Origin of the sequence: Cupriavidus sp. MP-37 (assembly GCF_020618415.1) — a bacterium.
Classification (GTDB): Bacteria; Pseudomonadota; Gammaproteobacteria; order Burkholderiales; family Burkholderiaceae; genus Cupriavidus.
In genome coordinates this window covers 13,479-33,267 of the sequence record NZ_CP085345.1, presented here as the reverse complement: position 1 = coordinate 33,267, position 19,789 = coordinate 13,479, and the positions used below count along the sequence as shown (strand labels likewise).

17 protein-coding genes are annotated in these 19,789 nt (G+C 69.1%); 13 read left to right on the top strand and 4 right to left on the bottom strand.

Features of this window, described 5'->3' with window-relative positions; all coding sequences use genetic code 11:
• The first annotated feature begins 17 nt into the window (after positions 1-17).
• The 6 genes from LIN44_RS16775 to LIN44_RS16750 all read left to right on the top strand — a co-directional run bounded on the left by LIN44_RS16775 (position 18) and on the right by LIN44_RS16750 (position 6,461).
• Positions 18-644 (top strand): LolA-related protein, encoded by a 627-nt coding sequence (locus tag LIN44_RS16775; protein ID WP_227315417.1) that lies wholly within the window; start codon positions 18-20, stop codon positions 642-644.
• Positions 641-3,055, top strand: a complete 2,415-nt coding sequence (locus tag LIN44_RS16770; RefSeq protein WP_227315416.1) for an MMPL family transporter — start codon at positions 641-643, stop codon at positions 3,053-3,055. Before LIN44_RS16775 ends, LIN44_RS16770 begins: the two co-directional genes overlap by 4 nt.
• On the top strand, positions 3,052-3,900 hold the full coding sequence (locus LIN44_RS16765) for a polysaccharide deacetylase family protein (protein ID WP_227315415.1): 849 nt from the start codon (positions 3,052-3,054) through the stop codon (positions 3,898-3,900). Before LIN44_RS16770 ends, LIN44_RS16765 begins: the two co-directional genes overlap by 4 nt.
• Before the next feature lie 65 nt (positions 3,901-3,965).
• Positions 3,966-5,168: a beta-ketoacyl-[acyl-carrier-protein] synthase family protein gene (locus LIN44_RS16760; RefSeq protein WP_227315414.1), complete on the top strand. Its 1,203-nt coding sequence runs from the start codon at positions 3,966-3,968 to the stop codon at positions 5,166-5,168.
• An 8-nt stretch (positions 5,169-5,176) separates the two neighbouring features.
• On the top strand, positions 5,177-5,989 hold the full coding sequence (locus LIN44_RS16755; protein WP_227315413.1) for a beta-ketoacyl synthase chain length factor: 813 nt from the start codon (positions 5,177-5,179) through the stop codon (positions 5,987-5,989).
• Complete coding sequence (locus tag LIN44_RS16750; RefSeq protein ID WP_227315412.1) at positions 5,982-6,461, top strand: hydroxymyristoyl-ACP dehydratase; 480 nt, start codon at positions 5,982-5,984, stop codon at positions 6,459-6,461. Before LIN44_RS16755 ends, LIN44_RS16750 begins: the two co-directional genes overlap by 8 nt.
• A gap of 24 nt (positions 6,462-6,485) precedes the next feature.
• On the opposite strand, the gene fahA is transcribed toward LIN44_RS16750, so the two are convergent.
• From fahA to LIN44_RS16735, 3 genes are all read right to left on the bottom strand, one after another.
• Positions 6,486-7,748 carry a fumarylacetoacetase gene (gene fahA, locus LIN44_RS16745; RefSeq protein ID WP_227315411.1) on the bottom strand — a complete coding sequence of 421 codons (1,263 nt, stop codon included), beginning with the start codon at positions 7,746-7,748 and terminating at the stop codon, positions 6,486-6,488.
• A 112-nt stretch (positions 7,749-7,860) separates the two neighbouring features.
• On the bottom strand, positions 7,861-9,180 hold the full coding sequence (gene hmgA / locus LIN44_RS16740; RefSeq protein WP_227315410.1) for a homogentisate 1,2-dioxygenase: 1,320 nt from the start codon (positions 9,178-9,180) through the stop codon (positions 7,861-7,863).
• Between the two features lie 411 nt (positions 9,181-9,591).
• Positions 9,592-9,975: a helix-turn-helix domain-containing protein gene (locus LIN44_RS16735; protein WP_227315409.1), complete on the bottom strand. Its 384-nt coding sequence runs from the start codon at positions 9,973-9,975 to the stop codon at positions 9,592-9,594.
• A 338-nt stretch (positions 9,976-10,313) separates the two neighbouring features.
• Here LIN44_RS16735 and LIN44_RS16730 point away from each other — a divergent pair, with 338 nt between their 5' ends.
• From LIN44_RS16730 to LIN44_RS16700, 7 genes are all read left to right on the top strand, one after another.
• On the top strand, positions 10,314-10,928 hold the full coding sequence (locus LIN44_RS16730) for a TetR/AcrR family transcriptional regulator (RefSeq protein WP_227315408.1): 615 nt from the start codon (positions 10,314-10,316) through the stop codon (positions 10,926-10,928).
• Positions 10,929-11,093: 165 nt separating this feature from the next.
• Positions 11,094-12,119 (top strand): alpha/beta fold hydrolase, encoded by a 1,026-nt coding sequence (locus LIN44_RS16725; RefSeq protein ID WP_227315407.1) that lies wholly within the window; start codon positions 11,094-11,096, stop codon positions 12,117-12,119.
• Between the two features lie 14 nt (positions 12,120-12,133).
• The gene (locus LIN44_RS16720; RefSeq protein ID WP_227315406.1) at positions 12,134-12,466 is read left to right on the top strand and encodes a DUF2917 domain-containing protein; all 333 of its coding nucleotides are present in this window, start codon (positions 12,134-12,136) and stop codon (positions 12,464-12,466) included.
• A gap of 400 nt (positions 12,467-12,866) precedes the next feature.
• On the top strand, positions 12,867-13,160 hold the full coding sequence (locus LIN44_RS16715) for a GYD domain-containing protein (protein ID WP_115701199.1): 294 nt from the start codon (positions 12,867-12,869) through the stop codon (positions 13,158-13,160).
• Between the two features lie 175 nt (positions 13,161-13,335).
• Positions 13,336-13,560 carry a DUF2188 domain-containing protein gene (locus tag LIN44_RS16710; RefSeq protein WP_227315405.1) on the top strand — a complete coding sequence of 75 codons (225 nt, stop codon included), beginning with the start codon at positions 13,336-13,338 and terminating at the stop codon, positions 13,558-13,560.
• 85 nt (positions 13,561-13,645) lie between these two features.
• Positions 13,646-14,692 (top strand): AI-2E family transporter, encoded by a 1,047-nt coding sequence (locus tag LIN44_RS16705; RefSeq protein WP_227315404.1) that lies wholly within the window; start codon positions 13,646-13,648, stop codon positions 14,690-14,692.
• 124 nt (positions 14,693-14,816) lie between these two features.
• A complete protein-coding gene (locus tag LIN44_RS16700) occupies positions 14,817-16,916 on the top strand; it encodes a TonB-dependent siderophore receptor (RefSeq protein WP_370641707.1) in 2,100 nt (699 codons plus the stop codon).
• Positions 16,917-16,966: 50 nt separating this feature from the next.
• Here LIN44_RS16700 and fdhF read toward each other — a convergent pair whose 3' ends face one another.
• Complete coding sequence (gene fdhF, locus LIN44_RS16695; protein WP_227315402.1) at positions 16,967-19,789, bottom strand: formate dehydrogenase subunit alpha; 2,823 nt, start codon at positions 19,787-19,789, stop codon at positions 16,967-16,969.

Below are 19,789 nucleotides of genomic sequence, written 5' to 3'. Positions count from 1 at the left end.
CCCGTGAGCCGCCACTGATGTTTTTCTCCGCGCGTCCTTTCCGCTATCCGCTGCCAGCACTGCTGGCGAGCGCCATGCTGGCGCTGGCGCCGCTGCCTGGCGCGGCCGCACCCGCCGCATCCGCGGCCACCGCCGTGTTCGGCGTCGACCAGCTGATGTCCACGCTGGCGCAGCGCAAGTCCGGGCGCGTGCTGTTTACCGAGACCAAGTACCTGGCGCTGCTCGACAAGCCGGTGCAGTCGTCGGGCGAACTGCGCTTCACCGCGCCCGACCACCTGGAAAAGCGCACGCTCTCGCCCAAGGCAGAGAACCTGGTGCTGGACGGCGACATGCTGACCGTCGAGCGCGACGGCAAGCGCTACACCATGCCGCTGCAGAACTACCCCGAGATCGCCGCCTTTATCGAAAGCATCCGCGCCACGCTGGCCGGCAACCGCGATGCGCTGGAGCGCTACTACAAGCTCGGCGTGCAGGGCCGCGCCAGCCGCTGGACACTGACGCTGACGCCGGCGGACTCGCGCATGGCCGCCGCGGTCAGCGAGGTGCGCATCGAGGGCCGGCAGGATGTGCTGGACCAGGTCGAGATCCGCCAGGCCGATGGTGACCGCTCGGTGATGAAGATCCGGCCGGCCGCAAGCCGATGAGCGCGGCATCGCGCCGCCTGGCGCTGGCGCTGTGGGTGCTGGCACTGCTGGCCTGCGCCGCGGTCGTCAGCCGCACCAGCTTCACCGCCGACCTGTCCGCCTTCCTGCCGCGGCTGCCCAGCGCCGAGCAGCAGCTGCTGGTGAACCAGCTGCGCGACGGGCTGGTATCGCGCCTGATCCTGGTCGGCATCGAAGGCGGCGATGCCGAGGGCCGCGCCAGGGTCTCGCGCGCGATGGCGGCGCAGCTGCGCGGCGACCCGCGCTTCGCCTCGGTGCAGAACGGCGAGCCGGTCAACCAGGCGGCGGACCGCGAATACGTCTTCGCGCACCGTTACCTGCTCAGCCCGGCGGTGACGCCGGAGCGTTTCAGCGAGCACGGGCTGGCCCAGGCGGTGGATGATTCGTTCGCGCTGCTGGCCTCTTCCGCCGGGCTCTTCACCAAGTCATTGCTGCCGCGCGATCCCACCGGCGAGGTCGCGGCCATGCTGGCGCAGCTCGATGCCGGCCAGCGCGTGCCGATGCATGCGGGCGCGTGGGCGTCGCGCGACGGCAAGCGTGCGCTGCTGCTGGCGCAGACCGCCAGCGCGGGCTCGGATACCGATGCGCAGGCAGAGGCAATGGCCGCCGTGCAGCACGCCTTTGCCGGCGCCAACGCGGGCGGCCCCTACCAGCTGGTGATGACGGGCCCCGGCGTGTTCTCGGTCAAGGCGCGCGAGACCATCCGGCACGATGTCGAGCGGCTCTCGACCATCGGCCTGGCCATCATCGTCACGCTGCTGCTGGCGGTGTACCGCTCGGTGCCGCTGCTGGTGCTGGGGCTGGTGCCGGTGCTCAGCGGCGCGCTCGCGGGCATCGCCGCGGTCAGCCTGGGGTTCGGCGGCGCGGTGCATGGCCTGACGCTGGGCTTTGGCACCACGCTGATCGGCGAGGCGGTGGACTATTCGATCTACCTGTTCGTGCAGTCCGCGCAATACACGCGCAATGGCCAGCGCGACGAGCGCGCCTGGCTGGGCGGCTTCTGGCCGACGGTGCGCCTGGGGGTGCTGACTTCGGTGTGCGGCTTTGCCTCGCTGCTGCTGTCGGGCTTTCCGGGACTGGCGCAGCTGGGCCTGTATTCGATCGCGGGGCTGGTCACCGCCGCGCTGGTCACGCGCTTCGTGCTGCCGCAGCTGGTGCCGGCCACGCTGCAGCTGCGCGACGTCGCACCACTGGGCCGCAAGCTGCAATGGCTGGCGCTGCGCGCGCCCCGGCTGCGCTGGCTGGTGCTGGTGCTGGTGGCGGGCGCCTGCGTGGTGCTGGTCCAGCATCGCGGCACGCTGTGGGGCCGGGAACTGCAGGCGCTGAGCCCGGTGTCGGCGAGCGACCAGGCGCTGGACACCTCGCTGCGCGAAAACCTGGGCGCACCGGACGTGCGCTACCTGGTGGTGGTGTCGGGGCCGGACCAGGAATCCGTGCTGCAGGGCGCGGAACGCGTGGCGCATGAGCTGGACCCGCTGGTGGCGCAGAACTTTATCGGCGGCTACGAGAGCCCGGCCCGCTACCTGCCCAGCGCGGCCACGCAGCGCGAGCGCCAGGCCAGCCTGCCGCCACCCGACGTGCTGGCGCAGCGCCTGCACGCCGCCATCGCCATGCAGCCGGTGCGCGCATCGGTGTTCGCCCCCTTCCTGGCGCAGGCCGAAGCGGCCCGCACCGGGCCCCTGCTGCAACGCGAGAGCCTGCGCGGCACGTCGATGGCACTGGCGGTCGACGCCCTGCTGGTGCAGCGCGACGGCCGCTGGAGCGCCACCTTGCCGCTGCGCGCGCCCTTGCATGGGGCCAACCATGCCAGCGCGGCCGACGGCGTCGACAGCGCCGCGGTGCGCGCCGCGATCCAGCGGGCCGGCGTGCCCGATACCCTGTTCGTCGATCTGAAGGGCGAATCGGACCGGCTCTATGCCGGTTACCTGCGCGAGGCCCTGTTGCTGTCGCTGGCCGGACTGCTGGCGATCATCGCCCTGCTGACGCTGGCGCTGCGCTCGCTGCGGCGGGTGCTGGCCACGGTACTGCCGCTCGCCGCCGCCGCGGTGGTGGTGCTGGGCGGGCTGGCGGCGCTGGGCCAGCCGCTGACGCTGCTGCACCTGGTGGGCCTGTTGCTGCTGGCAGCGGTCGGCTCCAACTACGCACTATTCTTTAATGGACCGGCAGCGGACGGGCAGGCGGCTGGCGCTTCACCGCACACGCTGGTGTCGCTGCTGCTGGCCAACCTGACCACGGTCGCCGCGTTCGGCCTGCTGGCGCTGTCGAGCCTGCCGCTGCTGCAGGCATTCGGCCTGACGGTTGGCCCCGGTGCCGTGCTGGCGCTGTGGTTTTCGGCCATCCTCGCGCCCGCGGTCCCGTCCGCGGCGGCGGCGAAGGCCGGGAGTGCAACATGAAGCCGCTATCCGCACCGGGCGTCGCCCTGCCCGATGGTTGCCCCAGCCGCCCCTGGCGGCCGACCCCGCTGCTGTATGGCGCTGCCGCGGTGCATGTGGGCGCCGTCGGCGCGATGCTGGCTTACCCGCAAGGCGTGGGCTGGGCCGTAGCCGGCATCGGCGCGAGCCACGCGGCGATGTGCGCGGCCGGCCTGTGGCCGCGCAGCACCTGGCTCGGGCCCAACCTGCTGCGCCTGCCGCCATCGGCCGAAGGCTGCGTGGCGCTGACCTTCGACGACGGCCCCAACCCGGAGCTGACGCCGCGGGTGCTCGACCTGCTGGACCGGCACGGCGCCAGCGCGACGTTTTTCTGCATCGGCGAGCGCGCCGCGGCCCATCCCGAACTGGTGCGCGAGATCGTGCGCCGCGGCCATGCCGTGGAAAACCACAGCATGTACCACCGGCTGTACTTCTCCACCTTCGGGCCGGCGCGCATGCAGCGCGACATCGCCGCCGCGCAGCAGCTGCTGACGGCAATCACGGGCCAGGCGCCGCGCTTCTTCCGCGCCCCGGCGGGGCTGCGCAATCCCTTCCTGGAGCCGGTCCTGTGCCGGCTCGGGCTGCAACTGGCGGCCTGGACCCGGCGCGGCTTCGATACCCTCAGCGGCAACAACGCCGCGCGCGTGGCGCGGCGCCTGACCGGCAGGCTGGCCGGGCGCGACATCCTGCTGCTGCATGACGGCAACCCCGGCCTGGACCCTGCCGGCCAGCCCCACTGCACCACCGTGCTGCCGGGCCTGCTGGCCGCCATCGACCGCGCCGGACTGCGCTGCGTGACGCTGCGCGCCGCGGTGCCGCCGGGCTGAGCCGCCGCGGCTTGTTACAATTGGCGCTGCCTTCCGAGAATCCGTCCATTCGCCTCACCGAAGCTGTGTCCCCGCTCCTGTTTTCGCATTTCACCGCCACCAGCTGCCTCGGTGCCGGCATCGACGCCACGCTGGCGGCGCTGCGCGCGCAGCGCGGCGGCCTGGCGCCCTGCCGCTTCGGCGACGTCGCCCTCGACACCTACGTCGGCGAAGTCGCCGGCATCGACACCGTCACGCTGCCGGCCGGGTTGACCGAATTCGACTGCCGCAACAACCGGCTGGCGCAGCTGGCGCTGGCGCAGGATGACTTTGCCGCACGGGTGCGCGAGGCGGCGGCGCGCTACGGCGCCCACCGCATCGGTGTCTTTCTCGGCACCAGCACCGCGGGCGTGCTGCAGACCGAACTGGGCTACCGCCAGCGCGATCCGGCCACCGGCGCGCTGCCACCGGACTTCCATTACGGCGGCACGCACAATCCCTACTCGCTGCCGGCGTTCCTGCGGCAGCACCTGGGGCTCACCGGGCCCGCGGCCGCGGTGTCGTCGGCGTGCTCGTCGGGGGCCAAGGTGTTCAGCTCGGCGCGGCGCATGCTGGAAGCCGGATGGATCGACGCAGCGGTCGTGGGCGGCGTGGACTCGCTGTGCCACACCACGCTGTACGGCTTCAATGCGCTGGAGCTGCTGTCGCGCCAGCCGTGCCGGCCCTGCGACGTGGCCCGCAACGGCATCTCGATCGGCGAAGGCGCGGTGTTCGGCCTGCTCGAACGCGTGACCGGCACGGTGGCGGACGATGCCATCCTGCTCGCGGGCATCGGCGAATCGAGCGATGCCCACCATATGTCGACACCACACCCGCAGGGGCTCGGCGCGCGCATGGCAATGGCGCAGGCGCTGGCCAGCGCAGGCATCGCGCCGGCGCAGGTCGGCTACGTCAACCTGCACGGCACCGCCACGCGCAGCAATGACGCCGCCGAAGCCCTGGCCATGGCCGCGGTGCTGCCCGGCACGCCCTGCAGCTCGACCAAGGGCGCCACCGGCCACGCGCTCGGCGCGGCCGGTGCGCTCGAGGCGGTGATCTGCGCGCTGGCGCTGCGCCATGGCCTGGTGCCGGCCGGCATCAACACCACGCAGGTAGACCCCGCGCTCGACGTGAACTACCAGCTCGCCAACCGGGACACACCCTTGCGCTACGCCATGAGCAATGCGTTCGGCTTCGGTGGATCCAACTGCAGCCTGCTGTTCGCCCGTGCGGACGCGGTTGCCCATTGAGCCGCGCCATGCCGCAGACCGTCTATATCGAAAGCATCGGCCTGCTCGGCCCCGGCCTGAGCGGCTGGCAGCAAGCCCGTGACGTGCTCGCGGGGCGCACGCCCTACGCGCACGCGGCCACCGAGCTGCCGCTGCCCACGGGCCTGCCCCCGGCCGAGCGCCGCCGCACCGGCCCCACCGTCCGGCTGGCGCTGGGCGTGGGCCAGCAGGCGGTGGCGGCCAGTGGCTGCGATGCCGCGCAGCTGCCGACGATCTTTACCTCGTCCAGCAGCGATGGCCACAACTTCCATGCCATCTGCGAAGGGCTGGCACAGCCTGAGCCGCTGATGTCGCCCACGCGCTTCCACAACTCCGTGCACAACGCGACCGCCGGCTACTGGTCGATCGCCGCCGGCGCGATGCGCGCCTCGAACGTGCTGTGCGCGATGGACGGCAGCTTCGGCGCGGGACTGCTGGAAAGCGTGCTGCAGGCCGCCGCCGATGCGGAGCCCTGCCTGCTGATCGCCTATGACACCGGCTATCCCGAGCCGCTGCACAGCTTCCGGCCGATTCCCGACCCGTTTGGCGTGGCGCTGTTGCTCACGCCGCAGCAGACCGCGCGCTCGCTGGCGCGCATCGCCGTGGCGCTGACGCAGGCGCCGTCCACCGCGATGCCGGACGCCGCGCTGGAAACGCTGCGCAATTCGGCCCCGGCCGCGCGCGTGCTGCCGCTGCTCGCGGCCATCGCCCGCGGCGAGACCGGCACGGTGGTGCTGGATTATCTGGATACGCTGCGGATCGCAGCCGACGTGGCCACCCTCGGCAGCCCGGCCCATGCCTGAAGCGATCCGCGACCGCGCATGGATCGCCGCGCGCATTCCGCACCAGGGCAGCATGTGCCTGCTCGATGGCGTGGTGGCATGGGACACGGCGTCGGTCCGCTGCACGGCAACCAGCCACACGCATGCGGACCATCCATTGCGCGCGCAGGGCCGGCTGGCAGCGGTGTGCGGGATCGAATATGCCGCGCAGGCCATGGCCGTGCATGGCGCCCTGCTGGCCGAGGCCACGCTGGACAGCGGCGCGCAGCAGCGCCCGCGCACGGGCTATCTTGCCAGCGTGCGCAAGCTGGTGCTGCAGGTGGAGCGGCTCGACGACATCGCGGCGCCGCTGGAGGTCACCGCGGAACGCATCAGCGGCGAAGGTGCCACCGTGCTCTACGCCTTTGACGTCAGCGCCGCGGGGCGGTCGCTGCTGTCAGGCCGCGCGGCGGTCATCCTGGATGCCGCCGCGCTTGGCGGGGACGCCGGCTGAAGCGCCCCGGCCAGCCCCGGCGCTTCAGCGCGCCGGCAGGATCTTGCCCGACACCGTACCGAAGCCGACGCGATAGCCGTCGCCCTGGCAGTAGCCGGTCATGATCACGTCATCGCCGTCCTGCAGGAAGGCGCGCTGGCTGCCATCGGCCAGCGTCAGCGGCTCGGCGCCATTGCGGGTCAGCTCGAGCAGGCTGCCGTAAGAGTCCGGCGTGGTGCCGCTGATGGTGCCCGAGCCCATCAGGTCGCCGACGCGCACGTTGCAGCCCGACACCGTGTGGTGCGCCAGCTGCTGCGCCATGGTCCAGTACATCGCCCTGAAGTTGGTGCGGCAGATGGTGCTGGGGGCCGCTGCGCCTTCGGGCTGCAGCGCGACTTCCAGCGCGATGTCGTAGGCGTTCTGGCCCTGTTGCCGCAGGTAGGGCAGCGGCTCGGGCGATTGCGCGGGATTGTCGCGGCGGAACGGCTCGAGCGCTTCCATGGTGACCACCCACGGCGAGATCGAGGTGCCGAAGCCCTTGCTGTTGAACGGCCCCAGCGGCACGTATTCCCATTGCTGGATATCGCGCGCGCTCCAGTCGTTGAGCAGCACCATGCCGAACATATGCGCGGGCGCATCGGCGGTGCTGATGGGTTCGCCCAGCGCCGAGGGCTTGCCGACGATAAAGCCCATCTCCAGCTCGAAATCCAGCTTGCGGCAGGCGCTGAAGACCGGGCGCGCCTCGTTCGGCAGCTTGATCTGGCCGTTGGGGCGGTGCAGCGGCGTGCCGCTCACCACCACCGAGCTGGCGCGGCCGTTGTAGCCGATCGGGATTTCCAGCCAGTTCGGCAGCAACGCATTGTCCGGATCGCGGAACATGCGGCCGACGTTGGTGGCATGCTCCTTCGACGAATAGAAGTCCGTATAGCCCGGGATCTCGACCGGCAGGTGCAGCGTCGCGGCCGATATCGGCACCAGGGCCTGGGCGCGCAAGGCAGCGTTGTCGCGCAACGCGGCGTCCGCACCGGACAGCAGCGCCGTCAGGCGCCGGCGCGTTTCGCTCCAGACCGGCTGGCCCAGCGCGATGAAGCGGTTCAGGCTGGCCGCGGCAAAGGTGCCCTTGGCCGCTTCAGGCAGCAGGCCCGCCTGGTCCAGGGCGGCGAGGTCCACGACCTGGTCGCCGATGGCGACACCCACACGAGGCGCCTGGCCTTGGGTGGAAAACACGCCGTAGGGCAGGTTTTGCAGCGGAAAATGGGTGTTGCCGTCGTTGGCGCTGTCGATCCAGCTGGTTTGGGGGGCGGTCATCGGGTGCTCCGGAAATTCTGGCAGGCACGGGTGGCGTGCCTGCGGTTGTCTTGCGTGGTGTGCGTCTGCCTTCCCCGCCAGAAAAACGGCGGGATGGCAGACCGCCGGCGACTTAGCGGACGTTCGGGTTGAAATGCTTCTTCAGGCCCTGCCAGCAGGTGTAGTACTCCTGCTGCAGCGAAGCCGATTGCGCGGCGTACGGCGTCGGGCGGATCACGGCCGGCGTTTCGAACATGAACGCCATGGTGTTTTCGATGTGGTGCGGCGTCGAGGTGTCGGCAACGCTGGCCTTCTCGAAGGTTTCCGCATCCGGGCCGTGGCCGCTCATGCAGTTGTGCAGGCTGGCACCGCCAGGCGCAAAGCCTTCGGCCTTGGCGTCATAGACGCCGGAGATCAGGCCCATGAACTCGCTGGCGATATTGCGGTGGAACCAGGGCGGGCGGAACGAGTCCTGCATCGCCAGCCAGCGCGGCCCGAAGATGACGAAGTCGATGGTGTCGACGCCAGGCGTATCGGATGGAGACTGCAGCACCAGGAAGATCGACGGATCCGGATGGTCGTAGCTGATCGAGCCGATGGTGTTGAAGCGGCGCAGGTCGTACTTGTACGGCGCGTAGTTGCCGTGCCAGGCCACCACGTCGAGCGGCGAGTGGCCGATGTCGGCGCGCCACAGGTTGCCCTGGAACTTGGCTACCAGTTCGAACGCGCCTTCGCGGTCTTCGTAGCTCGCCACCGGCGACAGGAAGTCGCGCGGATTGGCCAGCCCGTTCGAGCCGATCACGCCCAGGTCAGGCAGCCGGAACAGCGCGCCGTAGTTCTCGCAGATATAGCCGCGCGCCTCGCCATCGGGCAGCTCCACGCGAAAGCGCACGCCGCGCGGGATCACCACGATCTCGTGCGGCTCGACTTCCAGCCGGCCCAGCTCGGTCACCATCAGCAGCCTGCCCTGCTGCGGCACGATCAGCATCTCGCCGTCGGCGTTGTAGAAAAAGCGGTCCTGCATCGACCGGTTGGCCAGGTACAGGTGGATGCCGCAGCCGGTCATCGCCTCCGGGCCGCCGTTGCCGGCCATGGTGACGATGCCGTCGATAAAGTCGGTCGGCACCGACGGCATTGCCGGCGGGCTCCAGCGCATCTGGTTGGGCGACGGCGGCACCTGGTCGAAGCGGCTCAGGAAACGCGACTGTTCGATCAGCGTGAACGGCTTGTGCATCGCCGCGGGGCGGATGCGGTACAGCCACGAGCGGCGGTTGTGCGCGCGCGGCGCCGTGAAGGCCGTGCCTGACAACTGCTCGGCATACAGGCCATAGGGCGCGCGCTGGGGCGAGTTCTGGCCCACCGGCAGCGCGCCGGGCAGTGCCTCGGTGGCAAATTCGTTGGCGAAGCCGGACATATAGCCGTGCCCGGCAAGCTGGGTATGCGTGAGGTCCATGGTGTTGTCTTGCGTCTCCGTGTGCTTCCATCCGCGCAGCGCTGGCCGCACGGCGCCTGAATTACGTATTGTGCAATGAATTTACCATATCGTAATCACCGGCGCTGGACGTGTCAAACCCGCACGTGCACGCGGGCAGCACGCGGCGCTCTTGCAGTTTTAGGCGCGGAAGCGGGAAATGGGGAGGAGCCGCTGGCGGGCGCCAGCAGCGGCACGAGGCGCAGAAAGGCTGGAAAGCGCCGGCTCAGGCAGTCAGGCCTGCGGCGTCATTGGCTGTCACGGGGCCGAAACGGCTCTCGGGACAAAAGTGGTTCGGCGCGTGCCCGTAGGCGCGCGCCGATTGCGGAGGGTGGCCTGGAGGCCTGCTGCCGGACCGGACCGCAAACCGCGGCCCGCCAGGCAGAAGGCGGATCAGACCGGTTTGTGGCCCTCGCCGGTACCGGGGCCGAAGCCGCCGCCGGGGGCCGGTGTCGCGGCCGGTGCCGGCGCGCTGCCGGCCGGCTGGCCGGCCATCGAGGCAGCGGTCACGCCGCCGTTGCGGCTGGCGATGAAAGCGTTGACGTCGGCGGCAAGGTGTTGCGGCGCCAGCACGACTTCCAGGCCCAGCGCCTCGCAGGCCGCCAGGAAGGTCGACATGCGTGGGTCGGCCTGGCCCGATTCTGCCCGGAGGTAGGCTTCCCGGGAAATGCCCGCCTTGCGGGCGACGTCCTCCTGCTTGAGCTTGCGCGCGCGGCGCAGCGCCCGCAGTTGCCGGAACGGTTCGCTAGCGCCTCTCGGCACGGCTGTACTGTTCATGTCGGTCTCCAGTCACCAGTGAAAAAAAGTGCGCGGACGTGCATTCGAGTATAGAGCACGCAAAGCGTTCCGTATGTAACCGCCGAAACACTTTGTGCAGATTTCTTGCTGGCCCGTCATCTTGCGCCGGCTTCTACCGCAAGGCGTCCATCCAAGCGTCGGACAATGCACAAGGCCTTGGCGCCGCCTTGACAGTAACGGGCCCCCTCAATTTGCGTTGACGTCACATGCATAGCTGTATGACGTTATGGCCTCGCGAGCACAACAACGCAAGTCGGGGCAACTACCATGCATCCGGTTTCGTTGACAAACCGACCGGTCGTGCTATTCTCCATTGCATGCAGAAAGGACACCTCACCCGCAAAGCCATCATCGAGCAGGCGCTGGACGCCGCCGCCAAGGTCGGCTTCGAGCAGCTGTCGCTGGCCACGCTGGCGGCCGACACCAATATGTCCAAGAGCGGCCTGTATGCGCACTTCAAGTCCAAGGAGATGCTGCAGCAGGCGGTGCTGGACCTGGCGGTGGAGCGTTTCGGCGAGATCGTGATCCGGCCGGCGATGCGCCAGCCGCGCGGCATGCCGCGGCTGCAGGCCTTGTTCGAAGGCTATCTGGAATGGCTGGGCGGCACGGTCACGCAGGGACGGTGCCTGTTTACGGCGCTCGGGCAGGAATACCGCGACCGGCCGGGCTCGATCCGCGACCTGGTGGTGCAATCGCTGAAGGACTGGCACAGCACCATCGCGCGCGTGGTCGGCGACGCCATCGAAGAGGGCCAGTTCGGGCCTCACGTGGACCCGCGCCAGTTCGCGTTCGAGCTTTCCGGCATCGGCATGGCCTTCCAGCAGTCGTTCAAGCTGCTGGGGCGCCAGGATGCGGAAACCATGGCAAGGCACGCCTTTGCGGCATTGGTCACACGCGCCGCGGCAGGCGCGCCCCATCCCGCGGGAGCATGACATCGGCGCCGGCGCTACCCCGCCGGCGGGCAGCAAACCGCTCCGGCGGGCTTTTTTTGTACCGAAAAAAGCACGACTGGTCGGTCTTTTAATAGCGCGAGACGCCTCCGGCCGGACCGGTTCCGATGACGCCGCGCAGTCCAGAATCCATTGGAGGTGCAGGTCGTGACCCAAGCAGTCTCTTCTCCTTCCCCGGTTTCCCCTTCCCCGGCGGCTGTGGCGACGGCATCGCGCACCGCCGAGGCGTCGCCCCCGGCCAGCCGTGCCGGCGCATTCGATCACGCCCTGATGGGCCTGCAGCGCCTGCGCTGGCAAGCCGGCAGCGTGCTGATGCCGGCGGCGACGGCACGCCGGCTCGAGCGCATCTGGTTCACCCCGCCGCGCGCCGCCGCCACGTCCGCCGCACGGCACGTGCTGGACGGTGCGCGGGCCGACTGGGCCCTGGTGACCGGCCACGGGCCCAGCCGGCGCGTGCGCGTCTACCGCTGGGGCAGCGCCGGTCCGGTGGTGTTGCTCGCCCACGGCTGGGGCGGCCATGCGGGCCAGTGGCATGCGGTGATCGACGGCCTGCTGGCAGCGGGGATGCGGGTCGTCGCCTTCGACGCGCTCTCGCATGGCGCCTCCGATGCCGGCGCGCGCGGCGCGGCGCAGACTTCGGTGCTGGAGATGTCGCGTTCCTTGCTGGCGGCAGCGTGGCATGCCGGCCCGGTTCACGCCGTGGTGGCGCATTCGCTGGGCGGCGCGGCGGCGGCGCTGGCGCTGCGCGAAGGCCTGCCGGCCAGCGCCGCGGTGCTGCTGGGCGCGCCCGCGGACATGCGCGCGGCATGCGCCGCGCTGGCGTGGCAACTGGGCGTGGCGCCGGCCGTGCTGGCACGTATGCAGCGCCACAGCGAGCGCTGGCTGGGCATGCCGTGGTCGGCCTTCAATGTGCCGGACCTGGGCCGTGCCCGCCCGGTGCCGCCGACGCTGGTGATCCATGACCGCGACGACAAGGAAGTGCGCTGGGAAGACGGCGCGGCCATCGCCGGAGCATGGCCGGGCGCACGGCTGGAGACCACCACGGGCCTCGGCCATCGCCGCATCCTGCGCGATCCTGCGGTGATCCAGCGCATCGCCGAATTCATCCGGCCCCAGTCCGGGCCGCGCCAGGTGCCCGTCTCGGCCGGCGCGGCCGGCCTGGCCGTAGCCTGAGCCAGGAGACCACCATGTACCTGGTCAGCAACGATATGACCGCCACCCTGCCCGCCCGCAGCTCGCTGCGGCTGGTCGCGGGGCCTGGCGAACGGGTGGCGGTGCGCTGCACCGCGGGCGAGCTGTGGCTGATCCGCGATGGCGATCCCAAGGACACGGCTTTGACCGCAAGCGAGTGCTTTACCTTGGCCGATGCCGGCCATGTCGAGCTGTATGCGATCACCGCCGCCTCCGTGCATGTCACCCGCTGCAAGACAGCGCCCGATCCCGTTCGCGCCGCATGGCGACAGCGGCTATGGCGCTGGCTGGCCCCGCGCAGCCACGGCTATACCGGCGCCGGCCGCTGACACGAGCCGCGCCCCAGCCGCCCAAACCCTGCTTTCCTGCCGCGCCAGCGCGCTGGTGGATGGGTATGGGTTATGGCGGTTAATTGCGCAATTTGCGCTCGGAAACGTGGCTGACCGCGCTGGCTACTCCCGATGATGGCGACATCGGGCCGGCACAGGACTAAGGCGGACCGCTGTATCAGGACTGATACACAGCGGTCCGCGCCGCGGTGGCACGCACCGCGGTATCTGCCGCTGTGCGGCGCGCCACGCCGGCTGGCGCGCGAAATGCATCGGTATGGGGTTGCTCAGGCCCCTGGTGCTGCGCCGGGACGCCCTGAACCACTGCCCCGGCTTGCTGCGACCGGTCGCGTGCGCGCAGCCGGGACGGCGTTGATCGATCCTTACCGGAGATCCCGCCATGACCCGCTATATCGTGCTAGCCAGCTTCACCGACCAGGGCATCCGCGCCGTCAAGGACACCACCAAGCGCGCCGCCGCGGTGCGCGAGATGGGCGCGCGCTTCGGGGTGCAGATGAAAGACATCTACTGGACCCTGGGCAAATACGACATCGTGCTGACCGTCGAGGCCCAGGATGACGCCAGCATGACCGCGTTCGGCCTGGCGGTGGGCGCGCTGGGCAACGTGCGCACGCAAACGCTGCGCGCCTTCAACCTCGACGAGATGCAAGGGATTATCGACAAGATGAGTTGAGCCGCCCTGGCACTGCCATCAGTGTCATGAAAAACGCCCGCCATGGCGCCCGGCGGGCGTTGTCGCTGCTGGCTGGCGCATTTTTCCGGATATCCGACGGCCGTGTCAGACGACGCCCGATACCTCGGCGGCGGCACAGCGCTGACACTCATACTGCCAACTTCCGGAGAGCGCCATGCCAGGCAAGAATATCCATGTCGTGCCGACCCATAACGGCTGGGCCGTCGAAACGGAGGGCCGCTCCGGCAACCAGCAGCGATTCACTTCGATGGATCATGCGATCGCCACCGGCCGGGAGAAGGCCCGCCGGGCACAGGTCGACTTGCTGATTCACGGCAGGGATCACCAGATCATGGAGCGCAACGCATTCGGAAACGCTGCCGCCGACGCCGCCCGGTGATGCCGCCCGGTGATGCCGCCTGGTGATGCCGCCCGCGGGGCAGCATCGGCAGCGTTCCTGGGCGAATCCACTCACGGACAACCCGATGCGCAATTTGCGAGGTTTTTATATCCTGCTGGTCGCGGTCAGCATTGCGTTCATCTGGATCCTGCTGCCGTTCTACAGCGCGATCCTGTGGGGCACCATACTGGCCATCCTGTTCCATCCCATGCACCGCAAGCTGACGGTGCGATTTGGCAACCGCGAAAATCTCGCAGCGCTGACGACGCTGCTGGTGTGCGTGCTGATGGCCATTGTCCCGGTGTTCCTGATGATTGCCACACTGGCACAGGAAGCGGCCTTTGCCTACCAGCAGATCAGGACCGGCAAATGGGACTTCGGGCAGTACTTCCAGACGGCCGTGCAGGCCCTGCCCGATTCCGTCGAGGCATGGCTGAATGAAGTGGGATTGGCCGACGTCGCGGGATTGCAAGCGAAACTGACCGAAGGCGCCGCCCGCATCAGCCAGTTCATGGCGGCCCAGGCCGTCGCGATTGGCCAGAACACGCTGCAGTTTGCCGTCGGCCTTGGCGTGATGCTGTATCTGGTGTTTTTCCTGCTGCGTGACGGTGCGGTGATTTCCCATCGCTTCCGCGAGGCCATGCCACTGAGCGATGCGCACACGCGCCGGCTGGTCGGCCGGTTCACCACCGTGGTCCGTGCCACGGTCAAGGGCAACGTGGTGGTGGCGGCGGTGCAGGGCATACTGGGCGGACTGGCTTTCCTGCTGCTGGGCATCAACGGCGCGTTGCTGTGGGGCACGCTGATGGCGTTTCTGTCCCTGCTGCCGGCCGTTGGCGCGGCGCTGGTCTGGGGCCCGGCCGCGATTTATTTCCTGCTGGCTGGCCCGGCCTGGAAAGGGATCGCGCTGATTGTCATCGGTACCCTGGTCATCGGCGCCGTGGACAACCTGCTCCGCCCTATCCTGGTCGGCAAGGACACCAAGTTGCCGGACTGGGTGGTGCTGATATCGACCCTGGGCGGCATGTCGGTGTTTGGCATCAACGGCTTTGTGATAGGTCCGCTGATTGCCGCGCTGTTTATGTCCTGCTGGGATATTTCGGTGATCGAGGATCGCGACGACTCCATGTGACCGGGCGCTGCCGGCTTGTTCGACATGTTGACTGAGCAACGGGCAACACGCCGATAAAACTTATAGAAACAGGAATTATTCTCATTTATTATTCGGCCTTTCGTCGCTTCCGCCCCGGGCCGTCATGCTTTTCCGCCGTCTTGCCATACCCGCCGCTGCCAGTTCCCTGCTCCTGCCTCCCGTTGTCTCCCACGCCGCCGAAGCACTTGCCACGCTGCCATCCGTGACGGTCAGCGCCGCCAGCGACGGGCAAGCCGATCTCGGCTTCGCCACGCGGCGGGCGGCCGGCGTAACCAAGTCGGGCGAAGCCGCGGCCGACGCCGCGCAATCGATCACCGTGATCACGCGCGACCTGCTCGACAGCCAGCAGGCTCAGAACCTCAGCGACGCGCTGCAGAATGCCGCCGGCGTGGTCACCAACGTCTATGGCCGGCGCGGCTGGGACGATTTCATCATCCGCGGCCAGCGTGCCTCGGAATCGGTCTTTGCCGACGGGCTGCTGGTCGACAGCAACAACCGCGTCGCGCAGGAGCTGTTCGGCGTCGAGCGCGTGGAAGTGCTCAAGGGGCCGGCCTCGATATTGTTCGGCGCGGTACAGCCCGGCGGCCTGGTCAACATGGTCAGCAAGCGCCCGCGTGCGGAACGGTTCGGCGAACTGGGGCTGACCGTCGGCAACTACGGCTTGCGGCAGATGACGGTCGACGTGGGAACGCCGCTGGCCAAGGACAGCAAAGCCGCGTTACGCCTGAACGGGCTGATGATGAACAGCGACGATCCGACCGATTATGTGTGGTATCGCAACCGCTGGATCGCGCCGTCGCTGACGCTCGACCTTGGCGCGCGCACCGACTTCACCATCCTGGCCAGCCACAACCAGCGCAACTACGTGCGCCAGCAGGGCCTGCCCGTGAACGGCACGGTGGTGCCGAACCGCAATGGCGTGGTGCCGGCCAACCGCTTTATCGGCGAACCCGGTGCGCCTTCCTATGACGGCGAGCAGAACCGCATCGGCTACGCGCTGGCGCACCGCTTCGACTCGGGCTGGACCCTGAACCAGAACCTGCGCTACCAGACCTCGTCGCTGACCGGCACGCTGGTATCGGCCGGCACCATGGCGCTCAACAGCCAGTCGATGAACCGCAGCGGCACGCAGCAGAACTTTTCCGGCAATTCGTTCGGCGTCGACACCAACGTGCAGCGGACTTTTGCGTTCACGGGCCATGCCCACAACGTGACCTTCGGCATCGATTACCGGCATACCAAGGAAGACCGCCTGCAGAAGACCTGCCGCGTCGCCGCGCTGAACGTCTACAACCCGGTCTACGGCGCCAGCATCAACTGTCCGTCCGCCTATAGCGTGGACGCGACCGATACGCTGGATGCGCTCGGCCTCTACCTGCGCGACCAGGTTCGCCTGGCCGAGCGCTGGACCGTGACCGGCGGCGTGCGCTACGAATCGGCGCGGACCGGCACGACGGACCGGCTGGCATCGGCGCGCAACACCAACGACAGCAACGCCGTCACCGGCAGCGCGGGCGTAATGTACGACCTGACGCACTGGGCGCGGCCGTACGCAAGCTTCGCCACGTCGTTCCTGCCGAACGCCGGCACCGATGCCAGCGGCGCCACCTTCAAGCCCGAAAAGGGCCGCCAGTACGAGGTGGGTGTCAAGTTCGACATGCCGGACAAGACCGGCCTGCTGACGCTGGCCGCGTTCGACCTGACCCGCACCAATGTGCTCAGCAGCGATCCGGTCAATACGGGCTTCAGCGTCGCCGTCGGCGAACAGCGCTCGCGCGGGCTGGAACTGGAACTGACGCAGGATCTCGGCAATGGCCTGAGCGTGTCGGCGGCCTACGCCTATATCGCCAGCGAGGTCACCGAGGACACCACCGCCGCCAACGTCGGCAAGCCGCTGAACAGCGTGCCCCGGCACAGCTTCTCGGTCTGGAGCCAGTATCGCCTGCGTGGCGCGCTGGCCGGCTGGTACGTCGGTGCCGGGGTGCGCGGCGAGAGCGCCAAGCGCGGCTACAGCTTCAGCTACACCGTGCCGGGCTACGCCGTCGCCGATGTTGCCGTCGGCTACGTGGCCTCGCACTGGCGCGCGGCCTTCAACGTCAAGAACGTGTTCGACAAGATGTACTACGCGGGCGGCCTGAACAACAACGTGTTGCCGGTGGGCAATCCGCGCGTCGCCATGCTCAACGTGACGATGAACTATTGAGGTTAAGGTGGTGTCCCGCCTGCGATGCGAAACACCACCGCTGCCTGCGGCTAGGCCGGGGCAGGCGCCAGGATCTGCCCGCCGCCATAGCTCGACTGCACCGGCACCGCTCCGCCCGCCGTCATCCGGATCGCGCAATACTTGAACTCGGGAATCTTGCCGAACGGATCCAGCGCCGCGTTGGTCAGCTTGTTGATCGCCGCCTCGTAGTAGCAGAACGGCACGAACACGGCGCCGCGCGGCGTGCCGGCATCGGCGCGCGCATAGAGCGTGACCTCGCCGCGCCGCGACGACAGCGTGACCACGCCGCCCGGCGTGCCGCCCAGCGCGTCGAGATCCAGCGGATGCACCAGCGCCACCGGATCGGGCTCGATCGCATCGAGCACGCCGGCACGGCGCGTCATGCTGCCGGTATGCCAGTGCTCCAGCTGGCGCCCGGTGATCAGCACCATCGGGTAGTCCGCATCGGGTCGCTCAGCGGCCGGAATGATGTCGGCGGGAACGAAGCGGCCCCGGCCAGTGGCGGTCGGGAAGCTGTCCGTGAAAATCACCGGCTCGCCCGGATCGCCCTCTTCCAGGCATGGATAGGTCACGGCGTGCTCGCGCTCCAGGCGCTCCCAGGTCATGCCGCCGATGCTCGGCATCGCCTGGCGCATCTCGTTGAACACGTCCTCGACGCTGTCGTAGCGCCAGTCCAGCCCCAGCTGCGCCGCCATCTGCTGGATGATCCACAGGTCCTGGCGCGCCTGCCCGGGCGGGTTCAGCGCCTGCCGGCCGAGCTGCACGGTGCGGTCGGTGTTGGTGAAGGTGCCGGTCTTCTCGGGGAAGGCCGAGGCCGGCAGCACCACGTCCGCCAGGTACGCGGTCTCGGTCAGGAAGATGTCCTGCACCACCAGGTGGTCGAGCGACGCCAGCGCCGCGCGCGCATGCTCGGCGTCGGGGTCGGACATCGCCGGGTTCTCTCCCATGATGTACATTCCGCGCACTTCGCCGCGCTCGATCGCCTGCATCACCTCGACCACGGTCAGGCCGGGCTGGCGGTCCAGCGGCATGCCCCACAGCGCTTCGAAGCTGGCGATCGCCAGCGGGTCGTCGACGCGGCGGTAGTCGGGATACATCATCGGGATCAGCCCCGCGTCGGAAGCGCCCTGCACGTTGTTCTGCCCGCGCAGCGGATGCAGGCCGGTGCCGGGCCGGCCGATCTGGCCCGTCATCAGCGCCAGCGCGATCAGGCAGCGCGCGTTGTCGGTGCCGTGCACATGCTGCGACACGCCCATGCCCCACAGGATCATCGAACCCTTCGAGGTGGCATAGACGCGCGCGACCTCGCGGATGGTTTCGGCGTCGATGCCGCAGATCGGCGCCATCAGCTCGGGGCTGTAGGCGGCGACGTTGCGCTGCAGCTCGTCGAAGCCGATGGTGCGGCTGTCGATGAAGTCGCGGTCGACCAGGCCCTCGTTGACGATCACATGCATCATCGCGTTGAGCAGCGCGACGTCGGCATCGGGCTTGAACTGCAGGAAGCGCCAGGCGAAGCGCGCCAGGTCGGAACGGCGCGGATCGGCCACGATCAGCTTGGTGCCGTTCTTCACGGCGTTCTTGATCCAGCTCGCCGCGACCGGGTGGTTCACGGTCGGGTTGGCGCCGATCACGATCACCACCTCGGCCTTGTCGACATCCATTACCGGGTTCGACACCGCGCCCGAGCCGATCCCTTCCAGCAGCGCCGCCACCGACGAGGCATGGCACAGCCGCGTGCAGTGGTCGACGTTGTTGCTGCCGAAGCCGGTGCGCACCAGCTTCTGGAACAGGTAGGCCTCCTCATTGCTGCCCTTGGCCGAGCCAAACCCGGCCAGCGCGCGCTTGCCATGCGTGTCGCGGATCTGCGCGAGCTTGCCGCCGGCAAGCGCCAGCGCCTCTTCCCAGGTGGCTTCGCGGAACACGTCCATGACGTGGTCGGGATCCATGACGAAATCGCCCTGCTTCGGCACCCCGTCGCGGCGCACCAGCGGCACGGTCAGCCGCTGCGGGTGCTGCACGTAGTCGAAGCCGTAGCGGCCCTTGACGCACAGCCGCTGGTGGTTGGCCGGGCCGTCGCGGCCTTCCACGAACAGGATGCGGTTGTCCTTGACGTTGTAGGTCAGCTGGCAGCCGACACCGCAGTACGGGCACACCGATTCGACCTGCTTGTCCGGCACCGCCAGCGCGGCATCGCGCGCGGGCATCAGCGCGCCGGTCGGGCAGGCCTGCACGCATTCGCCGCAGGCGACGCAGGTGGACGCGCCCATCGGGTCGTCCATGTCGAACACGATGCGGGCCTCATCGCCGCGCAGCGCCAGGCCGATCACGTCGTTGACCTGTTCGTCGCGGCAGGCGCGCAGGCAGCGGGTGCACTGGATGCAGGCATCGAGGTTGACGGCAATGGCCGGGTGCGACAGGTCCGCCGCGACGCGCTCGCGCGGGGCGAAGCGCGGCTTGCCGACTTCCAGCTTCGCCGCCCACTGGTCAAGTTCGTTGTGGCGCGTGTATTCCGCTTCCGGCATGTCCGACTGCAGCAGTTCCAGCACGGTGCGCTGGGCGCGGCGGGCACGCTCCGATTCGGTCTGCACCTGCATGCCTGCGGCGGGATAGCGGCAGCAGGACGGCGCCAGCACGCGCTCGCCCTGGATCTCGACCATGCAGGCGCGGCAATTGCCGGCGGGCTCGAGGCCGTCCTTGTAGCACAGGTGCGGCACGTCAAAGCCTTCGCGCTGGGCCACCTTCAGCAGGCTTTCGCCGGGCTGCGCGCTGACTTCGCGGCCATTGAGGGTAAAGGTGACGGCTGGCTCGGCGGATTCGACTAGCGCGCGTTCGGCGCGGGTCAGTGCATTCAT